We start from the raw sequence: 25,306 nt of genomic DNA, 5'->3' as shown, positions 1-25,306 counted from the left end.
GAGAGAGATCATGGCGGACCTGAAGGGCATAAATCTAGCAATGCAGACACCGTTCGATGAGAATGGTGCGATCAACTACTCGATTTTCGAGGATCTGATCGAGAAGTACGTCGCCGCGGGTGTTCACGGGCTGGTGCTTGGCGCCGGGACCGGGCAACACCCCTATCTTACCGAGCCCGAGTGCAACCGCCTCTACGAAGTAGGCGCAAAGCGAATAGCTGGTCGCTGCAACGTCATTTGCCAGACCTCCGCTTTGAATATGGACGAGGTCATCAGAAGGTCGCGTCACGCGGAGTCCGTCGGCGCCGACGCATTGATGATTCTGCCACCCTATCTAGAGGGCCCGGGAGATGAGCAGGGAATCTTCGACTTCTACAAAGCAATCGACGCTGAATTAGGTGTCGACCTGGTCGGCTACAACATCCCGCAGGCCACCGGCATTTCGGTTTCACCACAGCTGTTTGAGCGCCTGAGTCAGTTGAAGAACTTTAACTACATCAAGGACAGCGCAGGGGACTTTACTGTCCATCAGGAGTACCTGCAGACAAGCGGAACGGTGCTCAATGGCTGCGACACCACCACGCTCTACGCTTTGATGGCCGGGGCACGCGGTGTCATATGGGGTGGTGCGAATTACATGCCTTCTGAAGCGGTCGAGCTATATAGATTAGTGGACCGCAAGGAATACGAACAGGCGCTAATCCTCTGGAAGCGCATGTTGCCCTCGTTGCTCTTTATCTGGAGGTCGCCCTATACGCCGTCGGTACTTCGAGCGGCGCAACTGCGCGGCTACGGAACAGGTAATGTTCGCAGTCCATTGAGAAAGCTCTCCGCAGATCAGGAAGCGCAGCTTCGCCGTTCGCTGGAACCGTTGGGCGTGTAAGTCGCAGAGAGGCGAGGGCTTCGTGAGGATCGTTCATGTTGGTGCGAGTGGCGTGATCGGCAAGGCCGTGTCGGCTGAACTCGCCAGGCGCCATGATCTCATCGCTGTCGGCCGAAGCACCGGCGATTTTCAGGTCGATATCGACAATCCCTCGTCCGTAAGTCGAATGTTCAGCCAGATCGGCGAGTTCGATGCTCTGATATGCACAGCGGGCGCGGTTCAGTTCGCCCCACTCGCGGACTTCACCATCGAGCAATACGCAATCGGCTTGCAAAGCAAACTCATGGGGCAGGTGAACCTTGTCAGACTTGGGCTTGAATTCCTTCGTGAGGAAGGATCGTTCACGTTGACCTCCGGTCCAACGAACGACGATCCGATATCGCTCGGAACATCATCCGCGATGGTCAATGGCGCGCTCGAGGGATTTGTCCGAAGTGCTGCAATTGAGCTTCGCCAAGATCGTCGGATCAATCTGGTAAGTCCGACTATGCTCGAGGAGTCCTCTCGGCTCTACAGTCCTTACTTCCAGGGTTCGAAGGCCGTCGCGACTACCGACGTGGTGCTTGGTTACGTCAAAAGTGTCGAAGGCAGGCAAACAGGATGTGTTTACAGGATTGGATGGTCACGAGATCGCTGACCTGAATGTCGCACAACGGGCTGACATGCGAGCCGAAGTGTGCATCGGCGGCCGGTTTGGTTGCTCGCACCGGCATTGGCTTATCCGACATAGATTGGTCTGGTAACGGGAGTAAGACCGCTTGATTATTCCGTCCAAAGCTCGCGCCGTTGTCATTGGCGGCGGCGTCTCCGGTTGCTCGGTCGCCTATCACCTGGCCAAGCTCGGCTGGACCGATATCGTGCTGCTCGAGCGCAAGCAGCTGACATCGGGCACGACCTGGCATGCCGCCGGCCTGATCGGCCAGTTGCGCGGCTCGCAGAACATGACGCGGCTGGCGAAATATTCGGCCGATCTCTACGTCAAGCTGGAAGCCGAAACCGAGGTCGGCACCGGCATGCGCCAGGTCGGCTCCATCACCGTCGCGCTGACCGAGGAACGCAAGCACGAGATTTACCGGCAGGCGTCTCTCGCCCGCGCCTTCGATGTCGATGTGCGCGAGATTTGTGCGGGAGGAGGTACTGGACAAAACGTTTGCCGCTTTGCTCGACAGGCTTCATTTCGATGAGGAAGTGCTGACTTGGATGCGCGACGCGCTAAAGGCAAGCCATGCTGATGAGCGGCGTGAGCAGGAACAGGCCATTGAGCGCTGCCAGACGCAGTACAAGCGCGTCGAGGACCGCTTGCAGGCTATGTATCTGGATAAGCTCGATGGACGCATCGACAATGCTTTCTACGATCGCATGTCGGCGCAATGGCGAGTGGAACAGACGCGTCTGCTTCGCGAGATCGAACGGCACAGCGAGGCGCAAGAATCATACATGGAGGACGGCCTGCGGCTGCTGGAACTAGCCCGAGAAGCTAGGCGACTGTTTGCGAAACAGGCCGCAAATGAGAAAAAACGGCTCCTGAATTTGGTGCTGTCGAACTGCGAATGGGATCGCGGCGAAGTTCGCGCAAACTTCAGGCAACCTTTTGACTTACTTGCAGAATCGGCGGCGGCTGCTGCGTCGAGCGATGCCACCAAGACGAAATTATCCACAGGGCATCCAGTTTGGCTGGGGCGCCAGGATTCGAACCTGGGATTGTCGGTACCAAAAACCGATGCCTTACCACTTGGCTACGCCCCAGCAACGGGAACATGCCCGTTGCGCGCGCGGCCTTATAGGACGAGCCGACGGAAAGCTCAATGCCGAGAATAGCGGCTATGCGCAACTGGACCGTAGCCAGAGTTTCGGTCCGCAATCATCGTCCTGGATGGGGAGTTCTGTCGCTATTCACCCCAGACGGCCATTTCATTGCCTGCCGGATCGATGAAATGGAACCGCCTGCCACCGGGGAATGAGAAGATCGGCTTGACGATCGTGCCGCCGGCATTTTCGACGGCGCCCAGGGTTTCTTCCAGGTGCTCGGAATAAAGCACGGGAAGCGGCTTGGCGGGCGCTTCGCCGGCATCAGCCTGGAAGCCTCCGTCAAGACCTTCTGAAAACGCCGAATAGGTCGGCCCGTAGTCGGTGAACGACCAGGAAAAGGCGGCGCTGTCGAAAGCCTTGAGCCTATCCAGCGTTCCACCAGTTGCCGGCATTTCCAGATAATCGAGTTTTCCGGTCAGTCTCATGGCGTTACCCCTGGTTCCTGTTATGTTCTACTTAAATGGCCATCGAGCCGCAAGACTTTTTGGCATCGCTTTTTCTTAATCGATTGTAGAAGCCGGCTGGCTTTGCCGACGCTTGCCTTTCGCACTGCAGCATCATATCGCTCGGATAGGGACACGGCGGAACTTCGGCTTCGTCAATCTTTTCAATCTCCTGCAACCGGAGAGCAAGCATGACCAAATGGGTCTACACCTTTGGCGACGGCGCTGCGGAAGGCCGTGCCGGCGATAGGAACCTCCTGGGCGGCAAGGGCGCCAATCTGGCCGAAATGTGCAGCCTCGGCCTGCCCGTGCCTCCAGGGTTCACCATCACCACCGAGGTCTGCAACGCCTACTACGCCAACGGCCGCACCTACCCGGCCTCGCTGGAGGCGGACGTCGCGGTTGCGCTTGACCACATCGGCCGGCTGACCGGGCGCAGTTTCGGCGATCCGTCGAAACTGCTTTTGGTGTCGGTGCGTTCCGGTGGCCGCGCCTCGATGCCCGGCATGATGGACACCGTGCTCAACCTCGGTCTGAACGACGAGACGGTCGAGGCGCTGGCCGCCGACTCAGGCGATGCCCGCTTTGCCTATGACAGCTACCGGCGTTTCATCCAGATGTATTCCGATGTCGTCATGGGCCTCGACCACGAGGTGTTCGAGGAAATCCTTGAGGACCAGAAAGGCGGGCTCGGCCACGAACTCGATACCGAACTGACCGCCATCGAATGGCAGGGCGTGATCGCACTCTACAAGGCCAAGGTCGAGGAGGAACTCGGCAAGCCATTTCCGCAGGATCCGAACGAGCAGCTCTGGGGCGCGATCGGCGCCGTGTTTTCGAGTTGGATGAACAACCGCGCCATCACCTATCGGCGCCTGCACGACATTCCCGAAAGCTGGGGCACGGCGGTCAACGTCCAGGCCATGGTCTTCGGCAATATGGGCGAGACTTCGGCCACCGGTGTCGCTTTCACCCGCAACCCGTCGACCGGCGAAAAGATGCTCTATGGCGAGTTCCTGGTGAATGCACAGGGCGAGGATGTCGTCGCCGGCATACGCACGCCGCAAAACATCACCGAGGCGGCGCGCATTGCCGCCGGCTCCGACAAGCCGTCGCTGCAGAAGCTGATGCCGGATGCGTTCCAGTCTTTCGTCACCATCTCCGACCGTCTGGAAAAGCACTACCGCGATATGCAGGATCTCGAATTCACCATCGAGCGCGGCAAATTGTGGATGCTGCAGACGAGGTCCGGCAAGCGTACCGCCAAGGCGGCGCTCAAAATCGCCGTCGACATGGCGCGGGACAAGCTCATTTCAAAGGAGGAGGCCGTCGCCCGCATCGATCCGGCCTCGCTCGACCAGTTGCTGCATCCGACCATCGATCCGGCGGCAGCGCGCGATGTGATCGGCATCGGCCTGCCCGCATCTCCGGGGGCTGCCACCGGCGAGATCGTCTTTTCCTCCAATGACGCCGAGGAGCTCAAGACGCAAGGCCGCAAGGCGATCCTCGTGCGCATCGAGACCAGTCCCGAGGACATCCACGGAATGCATGCGGCGGAAGGCATCCTGACCACGCGTGGCGGCATGACCAGCCACGCAGCGGTGGTGGCGCGCGGCATGGGCAAGCCTTGTGTGTCGGGCGCGGGCTCGCTGCGCGTCGACTACAGAGCCGGCACCCTGATGGCGATGGGATCGACGTTCCGCAAGGGCGACATCATCACGATAGACGGCGGTAACGGCCAGGTGCTGAAAGGCGCCGTACCGATGCTGCAGCCGGAGCTCTCGGGCGATTTCGCCGCCATCATGGAATGGGCCGATACGGTGCGCCGCATGAAGGTGCGCACCAATGCCGAAACGCCGCTCGACGCGCGCATGGCGCGTTCCTTCGGCGCCGAAGGCATCGGGCTTTGCCGCACCGAGCACATGTTCTTCGAGGGCGACCGTATCGTTGCCATGCGCGAGATGATCCTGGCCGACACGGAAAAGGGCCGGCGAACGGCGCTCGCAAAACTCTTGCCCATGCAGCGCTCGGATTTCCTCGAACTGTTCGAGATCATGGCCGGCCTGCCGGTGACGATCCGCTTGCTCGATCCGCCACTGCACGAATTCCTGCCCAAGACCGAGGAAGAGGTGGCCGAAGTCGCCGCCGCCATGAACGTGTCGCCCGACAAGCTCAGGCAGCGCACCGAGGCCCTGCACGAGTTCAACCCGATGCTTGGCCATCGCGGCTGCCGGCTTGCGGTTTCCTATCCCGAAATCGCCGAGATGCAGGCGCGCGCCATTTTCGAGGCGGCCGTCGAGGCCGGCAGAAAGGCCGGCGCGCTGGTGGTTCCGGAAATCATGGTGCCGCTGGTCGGTCTGGTGAAGGAACTCGACTATGTCAAGGCGCGGATCGACGCCGTCGCCAAGAGCGTGATGGAGGAAACCGGCGTCGAGATCACCTATCTTACCGGCACGATGATCGAACTGCCGCGCGCCGCGATCCGCGCTCATGTCATCGCCGAGGCGGCCGAATTCTTCTCTTTCGGCACCAACGATCTGACCCAGACCACCTTCGGCATCTCACGCGACGATGCAGCCTCGTTCCTGGAGACCTATCGCCAAAAGGGCATCATCGAGCAGGATCCGTTCGTGTCGCTCGACATCGAGGGCGTCGGCGAACTGGTGCGGATGGCGGCCGAAAAAGGCAGGGCAACGCGGCCGGAGATCAAGCTCGGCATTTGCGGCGAACATGGCGGCGACCCGGCGTCGATCCATTTCTGCGAAGAGGTCGGCCTCGACTATGTGTCGTGCTCGCCCTACCGCGTGCCGATCGCCAGGCTGGCTGCCGCGCAGGCGGCGGTACAGGCTGCAAAGAATGGCCGCAGGTAAGGGGCACGACGCTGGCCGTGACCGCACCACCGACTGATCGGCAGGACAGGTCTCGAGCCGTCCCTGCTCAGGCTGGATTGGCTTCGATCGTCACTTTGTTGGGATAGAACGCGCCGTGATCGCGGATTTCGATCATCTCATCGAAAGGCTGCTCATAGGCCCACATCGCATCCTTGCCTGCTTCCGCGGCAGGCAGCACGCTCCAATAGCTCGCATCGCCCTTGTAAGGGCAATGGGTCGACAGTTCCGTCTTGCGAAGCTGGTCGAAATCGATGTCTTCGAATGGAATGTAGAGGACCCGGGGGTAGGGGGATTCGGTCAACACCTTGGCCCTCGTGGACGAGGCAATGACCGCGTCGCCGGCGCGTACGGTCACAGTTCCGATGTAGGGCTCGACAGTAATCACTTTACCCGGGTTGCGTTGAAAGCCGGGTGACGGATTGGCGATCTGGTCCATGACGGGTTCTCCTTGCACGACCTAATGCATGTCGCCCAAAAGCTTGCCCTCGGGCTTGACCCGAGGGTGCGCAGCGGTTTCGGGATAACAACATGCATAAAAATAAGAACTTAAAGGCGCGTCGCGTGAAGTCCTTTTGACGCGACGCACTTTAAGGTGTGTCGGGCGTGCGCGCCGCGCAAGGCCGCAGTCGAATGCGGGGCTCGAAAACATCGCCTTTGGCGTTGCCAGGTCTCTCGTCAAGCCGGCCCTGACGATGACCGATCAGGCGGCAGCCTGAAATGCATCCATCAGCCCGGCATAGGCGGCGGCGATACCGGCGACCGGATTGGTGCTTCGCGAGACGGTTTCGACCTTGAGCGCACCACCGCCGGTCGGCAAGGTAAGAAGCAGGAACTGGCGGTTGCCGCCATCGCCGACGCATGCCGCGGCAACGTGCTGGCCCTCGCCTTCGTTCTGAACGCACATCTTGAACAGCAGCGTGCCGCCGACCGCCTCAAGGGCGCCGCCGACAACTTCGACGAATTCGTCTTCGGAAACGGTTTTGGCGTCCGGCACCAGATCAGCCAGACTTTCGGCGAGCGTATCTTCGAGAGTCTTGTCGTCGAGCTGCGCGTCCATGCGAACCTCTTTCATTCGCCAATCGCACCCCCTGCCCATTAATCAAAGTTAAGCCCATTAATCAAAGTTAACGCCGACGATGGCCGGATTGTGGCGGCCTGTCTTTTCGATCAATGTACTGCTTCTGCCCGGTCATGGCTGGACAATCCGCTTGTTCGTCCCACAATGGAACGAAAAACCAATGGGAGGAAAAGAATGCTCGGACTGATGCAGGAATGGCCGCTGCTTTGCCACAAGCTCATCGACAACGCAGCCAGGCAGCACGGCGAACGCGAGATCGTATCGCGCTCGATCGAGGGCCCGATTTCCCGGACCAGTTACGCCGAAATTCATCGCCGCGCCTTGCAGGTCGCCGAGCGGCTCGAGCGTGACGGTTTTGGGCTTGGCGACCGCATCGCCACATTGGCCTGGAATACGGCGCGCCACATCGAAGCCTGGTACGGCATCATGGGTGTCGGCGCGATCTATCACACGCTCAATCCGCGCCTGTTTCCCGAGCAGATCGTCTGGATCATGAACAATGCCGAAGATAAGGCGATCTTCGTCGATCTGACATTCATGCCGCTGCTTGAAAAGATCGCCGGCGCGGTCAAATCGCTGAGAAAGGTGATCGTGCTGACCGACAAGGCGCACATGCCGCAAACGGCGCTGCCGAATGCCGTTGCCTACGAGGAATGGCTTGACGAAGCCGACGGCGCATTCGCCTGGAAGACGTTCGATGAAAACACCGCCGCCGGCATGTGCTACACCTCGGGCACGACAGGCGATCCGAAAGGCGTCCTCTACAGCCATCGCTCGAACGTGCTGCACGCGATGATCGCGGCGATGCCCGACGCGATGGGCCTCTCGTCGCGCGACACCATACTGCCGGTCGTGCCGATGTTCCACGCCAACGCCTGGGGCCTTGGCCAGAGCGCGCCGATGATCGGCGCCAAGCTGGTCATGCCTGGCTGCAAGATGGACGGCGCCTCGATCTACGAGTTGCTCGACACCGAAAAGGTGACGTTCAGCGCCGCCGTGCCGACAGTGTGGCTGATGCTGCTCCAGCATCTGGAGGAGACCGGCAAGGAACTTCCCTATCTGAAGAAGGTCGTCATCGGCGGCTCATCCTGCCCGCGCGCGATCACGACGAAGTTCCAGGACAATTACGATGTTGAGGTCATCCATGCATGGGGCATGACCGAAATGTCGCCGCTCGGCACCTTGTGCACCATGAAGCCGGGCTATGCCGGGCTTGAAGGCGAAGCCAGGCTCGACGTCCAGGGCAAGCAGGGCTATCCGCCTTTCGGCGTCGAAATGAAGGTGACGGACGATGACAACAAGGAGCAGCCATGGGACGGCAAGACATTCGGACGCTTGAAGGTCCGCGGACCGGCTGTAGCGCGCGCCTATTATGGCGGCATCGGATCCGAACAGTTCGATGAAGAAGGCTGGTTCGATACCGGTGACGTCGCCCATATCGACCCGAGCGGCTATATGCAGATCACCGATCGCGCCAAGGACGTCATCAAGTCGGGCGGCGAATGGATTTCGACCATCGAGCTCGAGAATCTCGCGGTCGGTCATCCGGATGTGGCGGAGGCGGCCGCCATCGGCATCCAGCATTCGAAATGGGGCGAACGGCCGTTGCTTGTCGTCGTCCGCAAGCCGGGCCGGGAGCCGACCAAGACGGATATCCTCGCCTTCATGGACGGCAAGGTGGCGAAGTGGTGGGTGCCGGATGACGTCGCCTTCGTCGGCGAAATTCCCCATACCGCTACCGGCAAGATCCAGAAGACCACCTTGCGCCAGCAGTTCAGGGACTATCGCCTGCCGACGGATTGACGGACATGACGTCTTTCGCCTTAAAGCCGCCGCTAAACGGCTCAAAGCGCCCGTTCGGGGTGGAGCAGTGCTGAAAATAATGGAAAATCCCGAGCGACAGACGTCGAGGGCGGCCGGCTGGTCGCGGCGGACAGGCGCTTTTTCGGCGGTCCTGCTCCTGACCGTTCTCGTCGGCCACCGATATGAGCTTGTTGAAACGCCGGCTTTCCTTTGGGTGCTCGGCATTGTCGCGCTGCTTGCCGCCTTTGCGCTGCTGTTCGCCGGATTTGCCTTTTCGAGACTGTGGAATTTCGGCGACCGTGGCGGTCGCGATATCACCGTCGGCACGTTGCTGGCACTGCTGGTGCTTGCTCCCTTTGGTATCGCTGCCTACTGGGCAGCGACTTCTCCGCCGCTCAGGGATATCTCGACGGATTTCGACGATCCGCCGGTGCTCGACACCAGCACCCGGACCGGGGATATGAACGCGCTTTCGCCACCGACCCCGGGCGAGCAGCGCCTGCAGACCGAGACCTATCCGCTTGTCACCGGACGCAGCTACAATCTGCCTTTCGATCGGGTCCTGGAGGCAGTCGAAACCGTGCTCGACCGTCGGGATTGGCAGCTAACGGCGGCGTTTCCCCGTGCGATCGGGCAAAGCGAGGTGACGATCAACGCCCTGGCCAAGAGCTTCCTCCTCAGCCTTCCCGCCGACGTCGCCATCCGTGTGACCGACGATGGCGATGCAGTCATTGTCGACATGCGTTCGGCCACACGTTATGGCCGCTACGACCTTGGCGACAATGCGGCCCGCATCGTGGATTTCCTCACCGAGCTGGATCAGGAAGTCGCCGGCCAGGTCGGCACGGCCCCGGTCGAGTGATGTCCAGAGCATTTTGCAGCCAAGCGGTATCGCTCGGCGCCACAGAAATGCGGCTAATACAATCAGGGGTTGCCGGAGTCTATTCGACTTGTCTCGCCGGTCGCCTTGCGTCCATAAGCGGGCCTTTCCCTTCGGTCGAAATGTACGTGCTTCGCTCGACGGGACAGTTGTGGGATTGCGGCGATCGGTTGCGCCGCGAAGCAACCACGCGAGGTTGGTTCGCCGTCCCTAGGTCGGTTGATTGAACCTACGGGCAGACTATTCGGCCGGCTCGAATCTGCCTTGCATCAAGACTGTCTCCATCGGCCCAAGCGGATTGATGATCCGGCTCTCCAGGACTTCGATAAGTTTGCGTCCAACACCCGCCATGTCCACGGAATGAATTCCGATCTTTGCCGGCAGGAAGCGTGCCAGCCGCGTGCTGTCACGAGTAACAATGTGGACGTCGCTCCCCGGCACAAGACCTCTTCTGCCGAGAACGTGTAACGCCCCTAGAAGGCCCAGTTCGTTGGCGCATGCCAGGCCTGTCGGCGGATCTGAACAAGCCAGCAAGCGATCGAACCAGGCTGCGCTCGATTCCATGGTGAACATGCCATGACCGATCAGCGATTGGTCGATCGGAATACCGGCCTCGGCCATTGCCCTTCCATAGCCGGAAAGACGCATGGCACTTGCCTGATCCTCCGGAACCAGAAGTTGCAGTGCAATGCGTCGACAGCCCTTATCCATGAGCCGTCGGGTTGCCTCGTAGGCAATCTGTTCATTGTCGACATCGACATAAGGATACGCGGTATCCAGGTCGGTTCTTCCAAACGCGACGAATGGCATGCGTTTGTCCAGCAGCAGCTTGACGCGCGGATCACCCGACACCAAGCGCGTGATGATCAGTCCGTCTGTGCTGCGCGCCTGAAGCTGCCGCTGAACACTCTCGACGGGATCGTCGTCGGGAGTGGTGGAATAGATGGACAGACTATAACCGGCTTGCCGCGCCGCCAGCGTCATGCCTTCGATTAAAGGAAGCTTCAACAGATCGGAGAGATGGTCTCGTGTCTCCATCGGGAGTACTGCCGTCAGCATCAGCGTTCGACCGGTTTTGAGCGCAAGACCATGATGATTTGGCAGGTAGCCGACCCGCTTAGCCGCCTCCTTGACGCGGGCTATGGTCGAGGGCTGCACTTCCGGCCCATCCTTCAGAGCGCGGGACACCGTGGTCACCGAGAGGGAAAGTTCCGCCGCGATCTGCTTTAGATTGGCCATTGTTCGCCCGACTTCATTTGCGAAAGCGCCGGCTGATTTGCTGACCGCCATAACGTTACCGGATTCGACATCCCGGTCAATCCAAACTCCCATAGGAAGCAGCTTGACTCCGGCTCATTCAGATGCAATCGTAACGTTACGATTACAAATAAATGGCCATTTCGAGCAACATTTGATAAAAGTTGGGGAGGAGAACCTATGTCCTGGCTACGCATTTCCTTAACAGCGTTCGCAATCTCGGCGGCCTTGCCCGTCCATGCGCAAACAGTCACCATCACGACCGCAGGGGGCGACTATGGCAACGCCATCAAGGAGGCCATGTGGGGCCCCGCTGCAAAAGAGCTTGGCTACGATGTCCGCGAGGAGACGCAGAGCGACGGCCTGGCCGCCTTAAAGATGCAGGTCACCTCGGGTGCGGTCGCGACCGACGTCATTCACCTGGGCTCACCGGAAGGCGCCCAGGCGGCCGCACAATCGCTGCTGGAGCCGCTCGACTACAAGATCATCGATCCCAAATCCGTGCCGGACGGCGCAAAGTCCGACTACTGCTATCCGTTCGATTCCTATGGCACCGTCATGTCGTGGAACACCAAGACCTATGGCGAGAACCCGCCGAAGACCTGGGCGGAATTCTGGGACGTTGCCAAATTCTCGGGTCGCCGCGCGTTGCGCGCCAATGCGCAAGACTCGATCGAGATCGCGCTTCTCTCCGATGGCGTAGCGCCGGCGGACGTCTATTCCGTGCTCAGCACGCCGGAAGGTCTGGAGCGCGCCATCAAGCGGCTTGAAGCGATCAAGCCAAACGTCGCCGTGTGGTGGACCTCGGGAGCTCAGTCCGCGCAGTTGCTGAAGGACGGCGAAGCGGATCTGGTCGTTACCTGGAACGGACGGGCCCAAACCGTGAAAGCAGACGGGGGTGCTGCTGACTACACGTTCAAGGGTTCGGTTATCGGCACGGACTGCCTTGGGGTGCCGAAGGGAGCGCCGAATAAGGAAGCCGCGATGAAGCTCATCGCAGCGATGACGCAGCCCGCGCGTGTTGCGAAACTGACCGATTTCATCGCCTATGGCCCAGTCAATCCTGCGGCATATGAGGGTGGCCTGATTCCCGAGAATCGCCTGAAGACGCTTGCGACCGCGCCCGAAAATGCCGGCACTTCGGTGTTTTCGAATTCAGAATGGTGGGTCAAGAACGGCGAGGCTGCCCAAAAAGCCTTCGATGAGATGATGGCCCGCTGAGTCTCAGCTGTAAGGCTGGAGCAGATGATGAAGTCGCTCCCGATCACCATCGACAGCGTCAGCAAGGCTTACGGGACCTACGTCGCACTGGATGATGTTTCGCTCGACATTCAAGCTGGCGAATTCCTCACGCTGCTAGGGCCATCGGGATCTGGCAAAACCACGTTACTCATGGCTCTGGCCGGTTTTGTCCGGCCGGATTCCGGCCAACTCTTGTTGGGCGATCGGGACATCACTCGCCTGGCGCCCAACAAACGGGACATCGGCATAGTATTCCAGAATTACGCCTTGTTTCCCCACATGAATGTCCTGGCGAATGTCGCGTATCCGCTGGTGCTGCGCAAGACGCCGAGAGCGGAGGCGCGTCAGCGGGCGCTTGCCACCCTGGCCCGCGTGAAGCTGGATGGTCTGGCGGAGCGCAATGTTGCCGCACTATCCGGCGGCCAGCGCCAACGTGTGGCATTGGCGCGGGCGATCGTCTTCGAACCACGCGTGATGCTGATGGACGAGCCGCTGTCGGCGCTCGACAAGAATCTACGCGAAACCATGCAGTACGAGATCCGGCGTCTGCACGATGATCTGGGGATCACCACAATCTACGTGACCCATGACCAGCGCGAAGCGCTGATTATGTCTGACCGGATTGCGGTGATGAACTCCGGCCGCATCCAGCAGATCGATACGCCGCAGCGGATTTATGATCGTCCATCGACTCGCTTCGTCGCGGAGTTCATGGGCGAGGCTAACATTGTGGCGCCAGGCTCGGTGCGCAGGATCGATGGCGCCGAAGCGTCACGCGGGACTTTGATGATCCGCGCGGAAAGCCTTCATCTTGATGCGAAGCTCGTCGGGCAAGACGGAGTGGCGCTCGAAGGGATACTGCGCGCCAAGGCGTTTCGCGGCGAAAACTGGCTTTTGACGCTGGCGCTTGACGGTGGGCAAGAGGTTCTTGTCTGCATTCCGGCAGCGCTGGCCGGCGGCTGCGCCGAGCTTGCCGCCGGTCAGCGGATGACCGCATATGCACCAGCAGCGAAGGTTCACGCGATACCGGGAGCGACAGCGTGACCGTCACTCCGGATCCTGCGCTCGCCGCAGATGCGCGACGCGAGCGGCGATTCTTCCTTTCGCTTTCGCTCCCGGCGCTGTTCATCGTTGGACTGGCGGCGATACTGCCCATCCTTTGGATCATCCGGCAATCTTTCCTGACCACAGGGGGTGAGTACACTGTCGGCAACTACGCGAAAGTGCTTTCGAGCGGACTGACATGGTCGGCGCTCGTCACGACCCTTGAACTGTCCCTCGGCACGCTGGCGATCTGCATTCTTCTAGGCACCCCGCTGGCACTCGCTCTGGCCAGCGTCAGACCAAGGGTGGCCAACGTACTGATGGCCTTCGTCATGCTGCCATTGTGGACCGCTATCCTGGTGCGCACCTATGGCTGGCTCGTGCTCTTGCGGCGTGATGGCCTGATCAACGCGGCTTTGACCGGTTCGGGCCTGACGGCGGAGCCTTTGCCGCTGGTCTATAACTTCACCGGAACGCTGATCGGCATGGTTCACTACATGCTGCCGCTCTTTCTGCTGCCCGTTTATGCCGCGATGCGCGATATCGACCAAAACCTCATTCGCGCGGCAGCGAGCATGGGAGCCACATTCGAGCAGGTGATGCGCACCGTCATAATGCCACTTTCGGCGGGCGGCATCTTCTCGGGTTCGATCATCGTTCTCATCTATTCCATAGGTTTTTTCATCACGCCGGCGGTGCTTGGCGGCGGCAAGGTAAATCCTCTCTCTACCCGGATCGAGCGAACGCTATCGACCTTTCAGGATTGGGGGTCGGCGAGCGTCCTGGGCATTCTGCTCCTCGTTCTGATGGCGCTGATCGGTGTGATGTTGCTGGCGGCACGCCGCCTGCTGGCCCAGAACACAGTTGATGCCTCCCATGCTTGAGGCGTACCCGCACAACAGACTGGCCCGCATTGTCCTCTGGGGCTTTGCTGCTCTTGTGATGGCATTTCTGATGTTGCCGACGCTCGTGGTGGTGCCGCTTTCCTTCTCGGCGTCGAATCTCCTCGAGTTTCCGCCGCACGCCTACTCGTTGCGTTGGTACGAGAACTTCTTCGGCTCGGCGACGTGGATGGCTGCACTCAGGACGAGCCTGATCCTTGGGACATTGACGGCGCTGATCGCGGTGCCTTTTGCGCTGCTCGCCTGCATCTCAATGAATCGGCTCGGTGGGAAGACTGCTGCGGCCATCCAGAGCGTCCTGCTCACCCCCTCGATCACCCCAGGAATCCTGCTTGCGATCGGCCTCTTTTTTGTGCTGGCGGCACAACGTTTGGTCGGAACGTTGTTCGGTGTGCTGGTCGGACATGTGGTGCTGGCCGTTCCGGTGGCGTGCATTGTGTTGCTGCCCGCCCTGGCTCGCTTTGACTGGAACCAGGTTCAGGCGGCGCGTAGCCTTGGTGCGAACTGGGCCAGAGCTATTGGCGGAATAATCGTTCCGCAACTTCGGATCAGCTTGTTGTCGGCGACATTGATGGCCTTCCTGACGTCGCTCGACGAGTCTGTGATTTCGATCTTCGTCGCAAGTGGTCGCAACAGCACGATGCCGAAGCTCATGTTCGTGTCGCTGCGCGATCAGATCGATCCGACCATTGCAGCGATCTCGACATTGTGGACCGCTATTGTTGTGGTCGTCGTCCTGATGGTCGCCCTTCGCCAAAAATCCTGACCGAGACTGGAAGCATGCCTACAAATCATCACGCAGCCGGCGCTCCGGCGGATCATTCGACGGAGATACCTCAGGTAGGGTTGGCTATCATCACCGGGTCGGCAAACTGGGGGCTTGCCTTCCCGGAAGATGTCGAATTCGATGGCGTGCGCACGTTGCGGCGCGACATGAGTTTTGAAACACCTTTCGGTCGTACCGACAACTGGAAGCTGCTCGAGTTCGATGCCTCGATTACAGCCGAAGGGAGAGCGAAGCGGGCGCTGTGCATGTATTCGCACGGCAATCCCCGCGACCATATCGACCATTCCTGCCATCGCCGCGCGTTCTGGGTATTGATGCGGGCGGGTGTAAGGCAAGTTCTCGCCTGCTCGACCGTTGGCGCCGTCAACAAGGCGATCCAGCCCGGAGACATGGTGGTGACCGCCGATATCATCGAACTGACGCAGACCCCGTTTTCACTGCTTCCGGACCGCCAGAGCTTTGACTGTTCGGGCAAGCAGATCGTGTGTCCAAGATGTGCGGCGGTTCTGGTCGAAACGGCCCGCCGTCATTGGCCGGCCGAATGCCGCGTTCATGGCATCGAACAGCAGTTGGTGGCTGCCCACTGTTACGGGCCGCGACTGACAACCCCAGCCGAAGCCTTGGCGTATCGCGGCATGGGGGCGGATGTGCTTAACCATTCTATTGCCCCTGAGGCCACCTTGGCGCGCGAGATCGGCGCTTGCTTCGTGCCCTGTGCGTTCGTCACGGCGGGCTTCAACGACTATATGGACCGCAATCGCCGGAAATTGCTGCAGGAGGACGTGCTGCCCAATCTCTCCATGACAGCCTCGCGGGTTGCGCTGGAGACCGCCGCGCGACTTCCGGCCAATCCGGAATGCTCTTGCCAGGGTTTAAAGTCACCTCAACCGGAAGAACGTTCCAGCCGGTTCTGAGCTTTCAGGAGCGTAGTGTGAGTTCGTGGCGGGATCTTAGAGACTGTTTCGAAATTCGCTCTGGCGAGTCATATGGTGGTGGTTTCGAGAACCGGCGCGCAGCGGACATTTGGGTCCGTGAGCACCGCAAGCGCAGAAAGCGCCATCAGATGGCCGCCAGAGTGGAGTTTCCAAACGGTCTCTTAGCCAGGCGGCCTGAATATGCCGTCGATCGCCGGGTCGCCGTCGGTGGTGATGAGGCCGCGGGCCACCAGGTCCTCGAGATGGGCAAGCACCGACAGGCCGGCCGCGCCATGCAGGCGCGGATCGGTATCCCTGTAGATCGCCGCGACCATCTCCTTGATCGTCCGGTCGCCGCTTCTGAGGCGCTCCAGGATCGCTTGCTCGCGCGTCCTGCGATGCGACTTCAACTCGCGCATGAAGCTGCGCGGTGCTGTCACCGGCCCGCCGTGACCGGGCAGCAGCAGGCGATCGTCGCGCTCGATCAGCCGATCCAGCGAGGCCATATAGTCGGCCATGGCGCCGTCCGGCGGCGCAACGATGGAGGTTGACCAAGCCATGACGTGATCGGCCGAGAACAGGATACCTGTTCCTTCCAGCGCAAAAGCCGCATGATTGGCGGTATGGCCCGGCGTCAGCACCGTTCTGATCGCCCAGCCGTCGTCGTCGATCACCGTATCGTCGGCAAGCGCGATATCCGGATTAAAGGCGGTGTCGGCGCTGGCGTCGAGCGGATTGACCTCGCCGATGCGCAGCGGCCTCGCCGGCCGATGCCGACCTTCGGCCAGTACAATTGCGCCGGTGTGCTGCTTCAGCCGCGCTGCCAGCGGAGAATGGTCGCGATGCGTGTGGCTGACGAAAATGTGGCTGACCGGCCTGTCTCCGATCACCTCGAGCAGTGTCTTGAGATGCGCATCGTCATCCGGACCCGGATCGATCACCGCCAGCGTTTTGCGCCCGACGATGTAGCTGTTGGTGCCGTAAAAGGTGAACGGGCTGGGATTTTTCGCGGTAATCCGGAGCACGTCGGGCGCAACGGTCACGCCCTGGCCGTAGGGCGGGTCGAAGTCTGTGTCGAATGTCAGCGCCATAGGGAATGTCGTTCAGCTCTGTTCTGGAGACGGCAAAACCGATTGCCGCATAACACGGAAGCCAATATAGGAAAACGCAAGGCCGCGATCTGCGGCAGTCCGGAATGAGGAAGACCATGGCAATTGCAACGACGCCGCTTGTTTCTCTCGCTTTGCCTGAAAAGGGCGCGGCCCGCCTGGCGACGCAACTTCTGCTGGCGATTGTTGGAACGCTGGTGCTGACCTTGTCTGCCAAGACCAGAGTTCTGCTCGGGCCGGTTGACATCTCGATGCAGACCTTAGCCGTCTTTCTGATCGCCGCAGCATTCGGCATGCGCCTCGGCGTCGCCACGCTGCTTCTCTACATGGCGGAGGGCGCCATGGGTCTTCCGGTCTTCCAGGGCACGCCGGAAAAGGGCATCGGCATCGCTTACATGCTCGGCTCGACCGGCGGCTATCTTGCCGGCTTCGTGGTCATGGCGGCGATCGTCGGCTGGGCCGCCGATCGCGGTTGGGATCGCCATCCGATCAAGCTCTTCAACGCGATTCTGGTTGCCGAAATCGTCATGATGGCGATGGGCTTTGCCTGGCTGGCACTGCTCATCGGCCCGGAAAAGTCATGGCAGTTCGGCGTCGTGCCCTTCATCGTCGGCGACCTGATCAAGGCCGGCCTGGCAGCAAGCCTTGTGCCAGCCGTCTGGTCGCTGCTCAAACGCTCCTGAACTCTGGTCGATAGATCGGGCGTTGCACTGATCGAGTCCACGCAACCACAGGATGTGATCGTGGAAGGGTCCCGTTTCAGCGACGGCCTGCCGCGAGTTCTCGTCAAAGCAGGCCGCCGCCAAGGGGTCGGTAACGCTTTGCTAACGATAACCGTCACACTATGTTCAAATCGACCGATTAAGCACCAGAAGAGCCAGCGGTTCGCGAATCAGCGTAACCAGGCAGCTACATATCGACGCAATTGCTCGATACCGCTGCTGGATAGCTAAAACAGAAAGCGGCTCGATGACTTTTAGCTGCAGCTAAAGTAGTGGACAATTAACAGGATTTTTTCGACGAAGCTTGATTCTCGCGAGATGGTTGCTTGCTGGTATCTTCACGCTGTCGTAACCCTTGCCGTCAACCATGCCGAAAACGGCCGAGAGCGAGTCGTGTGACCAGCCCGGAAAAAACAACTGTTAAGGCGACTGTATCGTCGCAACGGCGCGCAACCGGCACCGCAGCACGCTGGTATGCCGCCAGCATATTTCCGGGAAAAGAAGACGTCGCCGAACGGCATCTCCGGATACAGGGGTTTCACCCGTTTACGCCTCGCTGCGAGAAGACCACACGTCATGCCCGGCGCATCGAGACGCGACCGGCGGCCTATTTTCCAGGTTACATGTTCATCGCCCTCGATGTCGCGCTGCAGCGGTGGCGCTCGGTCAATGGAACGTTCGGTGTGCGCTCACTCATCATGCAGGGCGAGCGGCCATTGCCGGTCCCGTCAGGGTTGGTGGAGCGGTTCATAGCCCTGACTGGCAGGGATGGCCTGCTTGATTTCAGCGGAGGGCTTGCTGCGGGCGCATCGGTTCGGATTCTTTCAGGTCCTTTCGCGGAGATGATCGGTCGCCTTGACCGGCTCGATCCAGCCGGAAGGGCCCGAGTCCTGGTTGCCATCATGAATGGCGAGATCCCTGTTGACATGGATTCAAGGGAACTCGTCGCGATCGCATAACCGCAACTGACGCCAGGTCATGCGGTGCAAGTGCTGCAAAGGCGGCTCTCGGGTTTCACCCGGGAGTGCGGTAGCCATTGTTGGAGCCGAAGCATACCGGTAGAATGAAAGCGATTCTTGCCGCAGCAGCTGCAGTGTTTGCTATGCTTCGCAAGGTTGCCTTGCGCGCGAATGGACACGAAGCCTGACAATCTCTGTATTTTTCATGGAATGCGAACGTTTCCTGACCGTTTTTCGGTGACTTCACTAGAGAGCGCTCTGAATTGAATATGTCCATCATAAAGCCGAAAAATCAGCGGCACCTGCTGCACCGGATTAGGTTCCAGCTTATTGGTGGATTGGCTTTTGCAATTCTAACTCCAGCGCTGGTTAGGATGCTGATCGATCCAAATATATTTTCCTATTCCAACATTCAGATTACGATCTTCGCGGGCATCGTCGCACATACTGCAGGCTTTTTTTTCTTTCGCCGAATAATCAATCTGCCTGGCGTTGCGGCTGCTGGCTATATTATGCCCACCTTTGCGCTGTCCTACGGACTTGTATATTTGGGAATTTTCCTGTTCCGAATTGACTATAGCGCGTTCCAGGCAGCCGGCAGTTTGACCCTGTCGATCTTCTGGTATTTCGGTCTGAGCATCCTGAGCCGGCGCCTGGACCCGTACAGTCTCGCCGTGGTTCCAGGCGGGGCTGTCAGTCGTCTTGAAGAGATTGGCGGCGTGAATTGGCATTGGCTCCGCTCCCCCGAAACGGTCATTGATCGCGTGAGCGGCGTTGTTGCCGACCTTCGTGCCGAGCTATCCGATGATTGGGAGCGCTACATAGCCGACCAGGCTCTCGCAGGCGTTCCTGTCTATCACGTCAAGCAGATCAGTGAATCGCTGACGGGTCGCGTCGAAATCGAGCATTTGTCCGAAAATACGTTGGGTTCGCTTAATCCCAACCAGGCCTATCTCAAGATCAAGCAGGTGATCGACTGGGTCTGCGCCCTGTTGGCCCTGATTATGCTAGCGCCATTCCTGACCCTGGTTGCGATAATGATTAAGCTGGAATCTCCTGGGCCCGCCATATTTCGTCAGGAGCGCCTCGGTTATGGCGGAAGATCGTTTACGGTGTACAAGTTCCGAACGATGACCGTCAGCGCACCTGAGGCGGCGAACGTTCGCAGTCTTGCAGTGACGAAGCCGGGCGATAACAGGATCACCCGGCTCGGCCGCTTCCTTCGCAGGAGCCGAATTGACGAACTGCCGCAGTTGATAAATATCGTTCGCTCGGAGATGAGTTGGATTGGGCCCCGCCCCGAAGCGACGGTGTTGTCTTCTCATTATTCGATGGCGCTGCCGTTCTATCGCTACCGAAATATCGTTCGCCCAGGAATTTCCGGGTGGGCTCAGGTGAATCAGGGATATGTGTCGGACGACGACGACGAGATCGAGAAGCTGCATTATGATTTCTACTACATCAAGAATTTCTCGCCATGGCTTGATATCGTTATTGTGCTGAGGACCCTAAAAACCATGCTAAGCGGGTTTGGGTCCCGATAGTAGCCGAGTTGAATTAGTCTGCTCCAGGGGTCGAATGCCGCCGTTCGACTGGAGAATATGGTTGTGTTTCTAGAGCCGCCGAAGGGAACGAAATGAGCCGAAAAACCGCACTCATCACCGGCATCACCGGTCAGGATGGCGCCTATCTGGCGGAACTTCTTCTGGCAAAGGGCTATGACGTCCATGGCATCAAGCGGCGTTCCTCGTCGTTCAACACCGGTCGCATCGATAATCTCTACCAGGATCCGCATGAGAAGGACGTAAGGCTGTCGCTGCATTACGGCGACATGACCGACGCCACCAACCTGATCCGCATCGTCCAGGAGGTGCAGCCGGACGAGATCTACAATCTCGCGGCGCAATCGCATGTTCAGGTGAGCTTCGAGACCGCGGAATATACCGCGAACGCCGACGCGATCGGCACATTGCGTCTCCTCGAAGCCATCCGGCTGCTTGGCCTGACAAAAAAGACGCGTTTTTATCAGGCGTCGACTTCCGAGCTCTACGGCAAGGTGCAGGAGATCCCGCAACGGGAGACGACGCCTTTCTATCCTCGGTCGCCATATGCGGCGGCAAAGATTTATGCCTACTGGATCACCGTGAATTACCGCGAAGCTTACGATATCCATGCTTCCAACGGCATCCTGTTCAACCACGAAAGCCCGATGCGCGGCGAGACGTTCGTCACCCGCAAGATCACGCGCGCGGCGGCTGCAATCAGGCTCGGCCTTCAGGACAAGCTCTACCTCGGCAATCTGTCGGCTGAACGGGATTGGGGCCATGCCCGCGATTACGTCGAAGGCATGTGGAGAATCCTTCAGCATGAAGTGCCGGATGACTACGTCCTTGCAACCGGCGTAAAGAATTCGGTCCGACGCTTTGTCGAGCTTGCATTCAGCGAGGTCGGGATCGAGATCGAGTGGGTTGGTTCCGGTATTGACGAAAAAGGCGTCGATGCAAAATCAGGCGCTGTCCTGATCGAGGTGGATCCGCGCTATTTCAGGCCGACCGAAGTTGAGCTGCTGATCGGCGACCCCTCGAAAGCGGAGCGCGTTCTCGGGTGGAAGGCGACAACCTCGCTCGATGCGATGGTCCAGGAAATGGTTCAGTCCGACCTTGAAACGGTAAGACGGGAATCCGAACACCGGCGCCTGGACGAGGATCGCATTCGCGTTGCGGCACAGTAAGCGACGCTGGGCCGCTTCAATATGAAAATCTCGGTATTGACGGTCTGCTGGAATTCAGCGGCAACGATCAAGCACACGCTCGACAGTTTTTTTGCCCAAGATCATGAGGACAAGGAACTGGTCGTTGTCGACGGAGCCTCGACCGACGAAACGCTCGCGATCGTTCGTTCCTATGCCGGGCAAGGGCTACAGATCATCAGCGAGCCCGACCACGGCATGTATGATGCTCTGAACAAGGGGCTCGCACTTTGCAGCGGCGAGGCAGTCGGGGCTCTCAATGCTGACGATGCATTTCATGACCGGTCGGTGCTTGGCAAAATCGGCGAGGCGCTCGCTGACGCCGATATTGTCCACGGCCACCTCGACTTTGTGGACAACCACGATAGCAAGCGGGTTGTTCGCCGCTGGCGGGCAGAACCAAGACCTCGAAACGGCTTCCGTTCTGGCTGGATGCCTGCTCACCCGACCTTCTATGTTCGGCGCGATGTTGCCGAAAGGGTCGGCCCTTTCGATCTGACGCTGAGAGTTTCCTCGGACTACGATTGGATGCTGCGGGCCGTCGAGCTTCATGGATTTAGGGTAGCGACGATCGAACAGGTCCTCGTTGACATGATGGTGGGGGGGGCTAGCACAAAGAGTCTCCGTTCCCACATCGGGCACAATCTGGAAGCGCTGCGTTCTCGCCGCCGGTGGCTTGGATCAGGCCCTGTCGACTACGCGCTTGTTGCGAAGCCGGTGCGCAAGATAGGACAGTTCTTCGGCATCAACAGTGCCAGCGCTGCGAAGCAAAGCCGGCATGGAGTAACTGAATAGTGGTTTCGGTAACCCATGCCTCGAAGGCCGGCGCACAGGTGAAGCGCAATCGCGTTCACGTGTCTGCGCCCGATGGCCACCGCCAATTCTACCAAGGCCTCTTTGCCAGCCTGTTTGACCTCGAGCCGGTAATGGGACGCATTGGACCTCGATTGTGGCTTGACCTCATTCGAGCCCGCCAACTCCTGTTTGCCACCATAGACGATGACTACGCTGGTTTCATAGCAGTCGCGTTGACAAGATCGCTGATCGGACGGCGCACGGTTGGTCTTTTCCTCAGGCCGTCCCAATGCTTCGAGAGGGGAAGGCTCGTTTATCGCCTTAAGAGATGGGCTTTCCGGTGCTTGCGACATTTGCCTCGCCTGTCGCTCTTTACGATCTTGCCGTTCAGATTTGATCGTCGATTTGCCCAAGTCGCGTACGGGTGGGTACACGATCCTCAGATGTGGGACATGCATGACCGCGCGACGTCTATCGAAACGTCCCAACTGTCGCGCGACGTGCTGGCCGCGGCCAGCGGACGCGCCATTTTGTGCTTCCTGGGCAGCGTGAGAAAGTCGAAGGGCTTTGAATTCTTGGTCGACATCCTTTCCGACCACCCAGATCTCGTGAAAGATGTTTTTGTGGTGGCTGCCGGCCGCGTCGATCCGGCCTCTGGCAGGGATTGCGCTCGGCTGATTTCTATTGGCGGAATGGTGGTCGACCGTTTCGTGTCCGACGACGAACTTCTGAGTCTTTACAAGACCTGCGATTTCGCCTGGTGCTGCTACGAGCCCGACTACGACCAAGCCTCCGGCATATTCGGGCGAAGCGTACAACTGGATGCACGTCCGATCATCCGCAAAGGCTCGTACCTTGAGAAATACGCACAAGAAGGTCCAGTTGCCCCGATTTGTCTGGTTTACGGCGACACCCGTGACGCTGCAGCCAATATTGCAGCCGCCGTGGCCAATCGATCCGACAAGGTCGTGGAAAGCAGATCCGGCAAAGCGGAGCGGCTAGGCGAAATCGTCGGCGGCTGGCGGTCCGATTTTATTCAGAAAATCCGAGCTGCCCTTTGAACCGCAGGCACATATTCCTCAAATACCGCTGGCAGTCGGCCTCGAGTGCTTGCGAGGCGTGGTTCGAAGGTGTGGTCGGTTTCGCGTGTATCCGATGGTGAAAAAGGTACTGTACTTTCATCATGCGACGGGCTTGGGTGGGGCGCCACGGAGCCTTTCCTTGCTTATTCGAGGCCTTGATCGCGAGCGCTTCCAGTCAGTCGTGGCTATGCCTAGGCGGGAGGGCAATGGTGCCGTAAAGGCCTTGTTTCGCGACGCTGGTGCCGAGGTCATCGAAGAGAGAGATATACGGCCGTTCAATGGTTCCTCAGTTGCGCCAAACCACAAATTGAAGGATCGCGCTTATGCGATAGCTTCATATCCATTCACCGTTAGGTGCGCGAAGCGTTTAGTTGATGATGTGCGTCCGGATTTGGTGCACCTCAATTCAACCTGTCTAGTCGCTGCCGCCGCGGGGGCTCATATGGCGTCGCCAGACTTGCCAGTGATCGCTCATGTGCGCGAGCCTCTGCTCTCCAATAGGTGGGGTCGGGCACTGGCCAGTCTTAATAGGAGGCACGTGAATTCCTTTATTAGCATTGACGAGGCTGGTTTGCGGACGCTCGGAAGCAAAGATGTGGACGGGACCGTCGTGTATAATTTCGTCGACGAACGAGCATTTCACGCTGATCTTAGATTGGGTGAAAAATATAGGCGCACGCAGGCTTGGGATGATGACGACGTAGTTTTCCTATTCTTGGCTCGTATTGCTCCGTCCAATGGGCCCCTTGAGTTGGTGAGGTTGATCGACGCGAATATACAAAAGTTGCATCCGTCTGCTCGATTTGTTGTAGCCGGGTTCCCGGAACGTAAGGCCGACTACGCTTTGGCTGCATACGAAGCTGTAAAACAGAGTTCCCGATGTGTTGCGTTGGATTTCGTGGAGGATGCTGTCCCCCTGATGTTGGCTTCGGATGTTATGGTCGCTCCTTTCACAGAGCCCCACAGTGCGAGAAGTGTGTTCGAAGGTGCCGCATTAGGAAAGCCGGGCTTGGTCGCCAATGTTCCACATTTGGTTGAATTAGTGAAGGACGGTCGCACAGGCGCTGTGTTCAGTTGGGAAGAGCCGAATACCTTTGTGTCTGCTGTTAATGACTTGTGCAATAGTGATAAACGAAGGGAAATGGGGCGAGCTTCGCTTGAATTTGCTAAGGCGAACTTTTGCAGCAAGACAGGTGTCGAAAAGACGATGTCAGTCTATGACAAACTGTTAGAGAACAGATGATCGCACGAATTGGACATCTGTATGACATAATAAGCCGTTTCTACTGGTCTGTGAGAGTTCGCCTGCAACTGCGCATCCGCAGAGTCCCCTTGCCCAAAGGCTTTGTGGTGCTTGGTCCATTGGGATTAAGCGCGCGGGGTCGAATTCGTATTGGTGAGAACGTCACAATCGTAAACAGCTCTCGTTTTAATAGGGCCGGTATCAACCACCCAACACAGTTGGTGGCTGGACAGGGAGCAACACTGACGATTGGTAATAATACTGGGATATCGGGAGCAGCAATATTCTGTTCAGAGTCAATTACGATTGGGGATCATGTCCTCATCGGAGCAAATTGCAATATATACGACACAGATTTTCACCCGGTAGATTTTATGCAGCGGCGCGAGGGGATGCCATGCAACACCGCGCCGATAGTTATCGAAGATGATGCTTGGCTGGGTGCGGGCGTTACCGTCCTGAAGGGGGTGGTGATTGGCGCGCGCTCCGTCATCGCGGCGGGAAGCGTCGTCACTTCCGACATCCCGCCGGATTGCCTGGCCGGCGGGGTGCCCTGCAAGGTCATACGGTTGCTGACACCCAAGCACCCCCCGGATGCAATGCGAAGCGCTTGGCGTTCGTCATGAGGGCGCAGGGTTCGCTCTGGCCGCGCTATTCGGACTGTTGCTGCCTGGCAATTTTGTTGAGGGACGGCTGTTCGTGCTGGTAAGCCTT

Annotated in this window: 24 protein-coding genes, 1 tRNA gene and 1 pseudogene; 19 read left to right on the top strand and 7 right to left on the bottom strand. The window is 59.0% G+C overall.

Translation table 11 applies throughout. The features are described 5' to 3' along the window. The first annotated feature begins 10 nt into the window (after positions 1 to 10). The 3 genes and pseudogenes from IHQ72_RS29110 to IHQ72_RS29100 form a co-directional block, all read left to right on the top strand. A complete protein-coding gene (locus IHQ72_RS29110) occupies positions 11 to 883 on the top strand; it encodes a dihydrodipicolinate synthase family protein (RefSeq protein ID WP_258118926.1) in 873 nt (290 codons plus the stop codon). Positions 884 to 905: 22 nt separating this feature from the next. Continuing rightward, entirely contained in the window at positions 906 to 1,520 is a 615-nt protein-coding gene (locus IHQ72_RS29105; protein WP_258118925.1) for a short chain dehydrogenase, read from the top strand. 121 nt (positions 1,521 to 1,641) lie between these two features. Further along, positions 1,642 to 2,004 (top strand): annotated as a pseudogene (locus IHQ72_RS29100) (NAD(P)/FAD-dependent oxidoreductase); the annotation flags it as partial. Between the two features lie 91 nt (positions 2,005 to 2,095). Here the strand turns inward: IHQ72_RS29100 and IHQ72_RS29095 are convergent. The 3 genes from IHQ72_RS29095 to IHQ72_RS29085 form a co-directional block, all read right to left on the bottom strand. Next, complete coding sequence (locus tag IHQ72_RS29095; protein WP_258118924.1) at positions 2,096 to 2,299, bottom strand: hypothetical protein; 204 nt, start codon at positions 2,297 to 2,299, stop codon at positions 2,096 to 2,098. A gap of 255 nt (positions 2,300 to 2,554) precedes the next feature. After that, positions 2,555 to 2,629, bottom strand: a tRNA-Gln gene (locus IHQ72_RS29090). A 143-nt stretch (positions 2,630 to 2,772) separates the two neighbouring features. Beyond that, positions 2,773 to 3,117, bottom strand: a complete 345-nt coding sequence (locus tag IHQ72_RS29085; protein WP_258118922.1) for a VOC family protein — start codon at positions 3,115 to 3,117, stop codon at positions 2,773 to 2,775. Positions 3,118 to 3,326: 209 nt separating this feature from the next. Here IHQ72_RS29085 and ppdK point away from each other — a divergent pair, with 209 nt between their 5' ends. After that, the gene (gene ppdK / locus IHQ72_RS29080) at positions 3,327 to 6,005 is read left to right on the top strand and encodes a pyruvate, phosphate dikinase (RefSeq protein ID WP_258118920.1); all 2,679 of its coding nucleotides are present in this window, start codon (positions 3,327 to 3,329) and stop codon (positions 6,003 to 6,005) included. Positions 6,006 to 6,072: 67 nt separating this feature from the next. On the opposite strand, the gene IHQ72_RS29075 is transcribed toward ppdK, so the two are convergent. Beyond that, positions 6,073 to 6,462, bottom strand: coding sequence for a DUF427 domain-containing protein (locus IHQ72_RS29075; RefSeq protein ID WP_258118918.1), 390 nt, complete (start codon positions 6,460 to 6,462; stop codon positions 6,073 to 6,075). 264 nt (positions 6,463 to 6,726) lie between these two features. After that, positions 6,727 to 7,083 (bottom strand): hypothetical protein, encoded by a 357-nt coding sequence (locus IHQ72_RS29070; protein ID WP_258123970.1) that lies wholly within the window; start codon positions 7,081 to 7,083, stop codon positions 6,727 to 6,729. A gap of 195 nt (positions 7,084 to 7,278) precedes the next feature. Between IHQ72_RS29070 and IHQ72_RS29065 the strand changes: the two genes are divergently transcribed. After that, positions 7,279 to 8,907 carry a fatty-acid--CoA ligase gene (locus IHQ72_RS29065; protein ID WP_258118917.1) on the top strand — a complete coding sequence of 543 codons (1,629 nt, stop codon included), beginning with the start codon at positions 7,279 to 7,281 and terminating at the stop codon, positions 8,905 to 8,907. Positions 8,908 to 8,983: 76 nt separating this feature from the next. Continuing rightward, on the top strand, positions 8,984 to 9,769 hold the full coding sequence (locus tag IHQ72_RS29060; protein WP_258123969.1) for a DUF1499 domain-containing protein: 786 nt from the start codon (positions 8,984 to 8,986) through the stop codon (positions 9,767 to 9,769). Between the two features lie 258 nt (positions 9,770 to 10,027). Here IHQ72_RS29060 and IHQ72_RS29055 read toward each other — a convergent pair whose 3' ends face one another. Beyond that, entirely contained in the window at positions 10,028 to 11,077 is a 1,050-nt protein-coding gene (locus IHQ72_RS29055; protein WP_258118914.1) for a LacI family DNA-binding transcriptional regulator, read from the bottom strand. A gap of 147 nt (positions 11,078 to 11,224) precedes the next feature. Between IHQ72_RS29055 and IHQ72_RS29050 the strand changes: the two genes are divergently transcribed. From IHQ72_RS29050 to IHQ72_RS29030, 5 genes are all read left to right on the top strand, one after another. Further along, positions 11,225 to 12,265 (top strand): ABC transporter substrate-binding protein, encoded by a 1,041-nt coding sequence (locus IHQ72_RS29050; RefSeq protein WP_258118913.1) that lies wholly within the window; start codon positions 11,225 to 11,227, stop codon positions 12,263 to 12,265. 27 nt (positions 12,266 to 12,292) lie between these two features. Then, a complete protein-coding gene (locus tag IHQ72_RS29045) occupies positions 12,293 to 13,330 on the top strand; it encodes an ABC transporter ATP-binding protein (protein WP_258123968.1) in 1,038 nt (345 codons plus the stop codon). Continuing rightward, a complete protein-coding gene (locus IHQ72_RS29040) occupies positions 13,327 to 14,214 on the top strand; it encodes an ABC transporter permease (RefSeq protein WP_258118912.1) in 888 nt (295 codons plus the stop codon). Before IHQ72_RS29045 ends, IHQ72_RS29040 begins: the two co-directional genes overlap by 4 nt. Beyond that, positions 14,207 to 14,998, top strand: a complete 792-nt coding sequence (locus IHQ72_RS29035; protein WP_258118911.1) for an ABC transporter permease — start codon at positions 14,207 to 14,209, stop codon at positions 14,996 to 14,998. The genes IHQ72_RS29040 and IHQ72_RS29035 overlap by 8 nt, the downstream gene beginning before the upstream one ends. A gap of 80 nt (positions 14,999 to 15,078) precedes the next feature. Next, positions 15,079 to 15,933, top strand: a complete 855-nt coding sequence (locus IHQ72_RS29030) for a phosphorylase family protein (protein WP_258118910.1) — start codon at positions 15,079 to 15,081, stop codon at positions 15,931 to 15,933. 182 nt (positions 15,934 to 16,115) lie between these two features. Here the strand turns inward: IHQ72_RS29030 and IHQ72_RS29025 are convergent, their stop codons facing one another. Then, positions 16,116 to 17,024 carry an MBL fold metallo-hydrolase gene (locus IHQ72_RS29025; protein WP_258118909.1) on the bottom strand — a complete coding sequence of 303 codons (909 nt, stop codon included), beginning with the start codon at positions 17,022 to 17,024 and terminating at the stop codon, positions 16,116 to 16,118. Positions 17,025 to 17,140: 116 nt separating this feature from the next. On the opposite strand from IHQ72_RS29025, the gene IHQ72_RS29020 reads away from it, so the two are divergent. The 8 genes from IHQ72_RS29020 (at position 17,141) to IHQ72_RS28985 (ending at position 25,218) form a co-directional block, all read left to right on the top strand. Then, positions 17,141 to 17,725: a biotin transporter BioY gene (locus tag IHQ72_RS29020; RefSeq protein ID WP_258118907.1), complete on the top strand. Its 585-nt coding sequence runs from the start codon at positions 17,141 to 17,143 to the stop codon at positions 17,723 to 17,725. Positions 17,726 to 18,159: 434 nt separating this feature from the next. Continuing rightward, positions 18,160 to 18,723 carry a transcription termination/antitermination protein NusG gene (gene nusG / locus IHQ72_RS29015; RefSeq protein ID WP_258118905.1) on the top strand — a complete coding sequence of 188 codons (564 nt, stop codon included), beginning with the start codon at positions 18,160 to 18,162 and terminating at the stop codon, positions 18,721 to 18,723. Positions 18,724 to 18,992: 269 nt separating this feature from the next. Next, positions 18,993 to 20,267: a sugar transferase gene (locus tag IHQ72_RS29010; RefSeq protein ID WP_258118903.1), complete on the top strand. Its 1,275-nt coding sequence runs from the start codon at positions 18,993 to 18,995 to the stop codon at positions 20,265 to 20,267. A gap of 92 nt (positions 20,268 to 20,359) precedes the next feature. Next, positions 20,360 to 21,454 (top strand): GDP-mannose 4,6-dehydratase, encoded by a 1,095-nt coding sequence (gene gmd / locus IHQ72_RS29005; RefSeq protein ID WP_258118901.1) that lies wholly within the window; start codon positions 20,360 to 20,362, stop codon positions 21,452 to 21,454. Positions 21,455 to 21,475: 21 nt separating this feature from the next. Further along, positions 21,476 to 22,267 (top strand): glycosyltransferase family 2 protein, encoded by a 792-nt coding sequence (locus IHQ72_RS29000; RefSeq protein WP_258118899.1) that lies wholly within the window; start codon positions 21,476 to 21,478, stop codon positions 22,265 to 22,267. A 443-nt stretch (positions 22,268 to 22,710) separates the two neighbouring features. Then, positions 22,711 to 23,328 carry a glycosyltransferase family protein gene (locus tag IHQ72_RS28995; RefSeq protein WP_258118898.1) on the top strand — a complete coding sequence of 206 codons (618 nt, stop codon included), beginning with the start codon at positions 22,711 to 22,713 and terminating at the stop codon, positions 23,326 to 23,328. A 94-nt stretch (positions 23,329 to 23,422) separates the two neighbouring features. Beyond that, on the top strand, positions 23,423 to 24,592 hold the full coding sequence (locus IHQ72_RS28990) for a glycosyltransferase family 4 protein (RefSeq protein WP_258118897.1): 1,170 nt from the start codon (positions 23,423 to 23,425) through the stop codon (positions 24,590 to 24,592). Next, positions 24,589 to 25,218, top strand: coding sequence for a DapH/DapD/GlmU-related protein (locus IHQ72_RS28985; protein ID WP_258118896.1), 630 nt, complete (start codon positions 24,589 to 24,591; stop codon positions 25,216 to 25,218). Before IHQ72_RS28990 ends, IHQ72_RS28985 begins: the two co-directional genes overlap by 4 nt. The last annotated feature ends 88 nt before the right edge of the window (positions 25,219 to 25,306 follow it).

Source organism: Mesorhizobium onobrychidis (assembly GCF_024707545.1).
Lineage (GTDB): Bacteria > Pseudomonadota > Alphaproteobacteria > Rhizobiales > Rhizobiaceae > Mesorhizobium > Mesorhizobium onobrychidis.
The sequence above is the reverse complement of the archived record's forward strand: the minus strand, read 5'-3'. Positions and strand labels throughout refer to the sequence as shown.

Excerpts from the sequence above, each read along its gene's own strand:
- IHQ72_RS29020 (WP_258118907.1), top strand. The coding sequence starts at position 17,141 with ATGGCAATTGCAACGACGCCGCTTGTTTCTCTCGCTTTGCCTGAAAAG.
- IHQ72_RS29000 (WP_258118899.1), top strand. The coding sequence starts at position 21,476 with ATGAAAATCTCGGTATTGACGGTCTGCTGGAATTCAGCGGCAACGATC.
- IHQ72_RS29085 (WP_258118922.1), bottom strand. The coding sequence starts at position 3,117 with ATGAGACTGACCGGAAAACTCGATTATCTGGAAATGCCGGCAACTGGT.
- IHQ72_RS28995 (WP_258118898.1), top strand. The coding sequence starts at position 22,711 with ATGTGGGACATGCATGACCGCGCGACGTCTATCGAAACGTCCCAACTG.
- IHQ72_RS29045 (WP_258123968.1), top strand. The coding sequence starts at position 12,293 with ATGAAGTCGCTCCCGATCACCATCGACAGCGTCAGCAAGGCTTACGGG.
- IHQ72_RS29035 (WP_258118911.1), top strand. The coding sequence starts at position 14,207 with ATGCTTGAGGCGTACCCGCACAACAGACTGGCCCGCATTGTCCTCTGG.
- IHQ72_RS29075 (WP_258118918.1), bottom strand. The coding sequence starts at position 6,462 with ATGGACCAGATCGCCAATCCGTCACCCGGCTTTCAACGCAACCCGGGT.
- IHQ72_RS29050 (WP_258118913.1), top strand. The coding sequence starts at position 11,225 with ATGTCCTGGCTACGCATTTCCTTAACAGCGTTCGCAATCTCGGCGGCC.
- IHQ72_RS29065 (WP_258118917.1), top strand. The coding sequence starts at position 7,279 with ATGCTCGGACTGATGCAGGAATGGCCGCTGCTTTGCCACAAGCTCATC.
- IHQ72_RS29110 (WP_258118926.1), top strand. The coding sequence starts at position 11 with ATGGCGGACCTGAAGGGCATAAATCTAGCAATGCAGACACCGTTCGAT.
- IHQ72_RS29055 (WP_258118914.1), bottom strand. The coding sequence starts at position 11,077 with ATGGCGGTCAGCAAATCAGCCGGCGCTTTCGCAAATGAAGTCGGGCGA.
- IHQ72_RS29070 (WP_258123970.1), bottom strand. The coding sequence starts at position 7,083 with ATGGACGCGCAGCTCGACGACAAGACTCTCGAAGATACGCTCGCCGAA.
- IHQ72_RS29010 (WP_258118903.1), top strand. The coding sequence starts at position 18,993 with ATGTCCATCATAAAGCCGAAAAATCAGCGGCACCTGCTGCACCGGATT.
- IHQ72_RS28990 (WP_258118897.1), top strand. The coding sequence starts at position 23,423 with ATGGTGAAAAAGGTACTGTACTTTCATCATGCGACGGGCTTGGGTGGG.
- IHQ72_RS28985 (WP_258118896.1), top strand. The coding sequence starts at position 24,589 with ATGATCGCACGAATTGGACATCTGTATGACATAATAAGCCGTTTCTAC.
- IHQ72_RS29025 (WP_258118909.1), bottom strand. The coding sequence starts at position 17,024 with ATGGCGCTGACATTCGACACAGACTTCGACCCGCCCTACGGCCAGGGC.
- gmd (WP_258118901.1), top strand. The coding sequence starts at position 20,360 with ATGAGCCGAAAAACCGCACTCATCACCGGCATCACCGGTCAGGATGGC.
- ppdK (WP_258118920.1), top strand. The coding sequence starts at position 3,327 with ATGACCAAATGGGTCTACACCTTTGGCGACGGCGCTGCGGAAGGCCGT.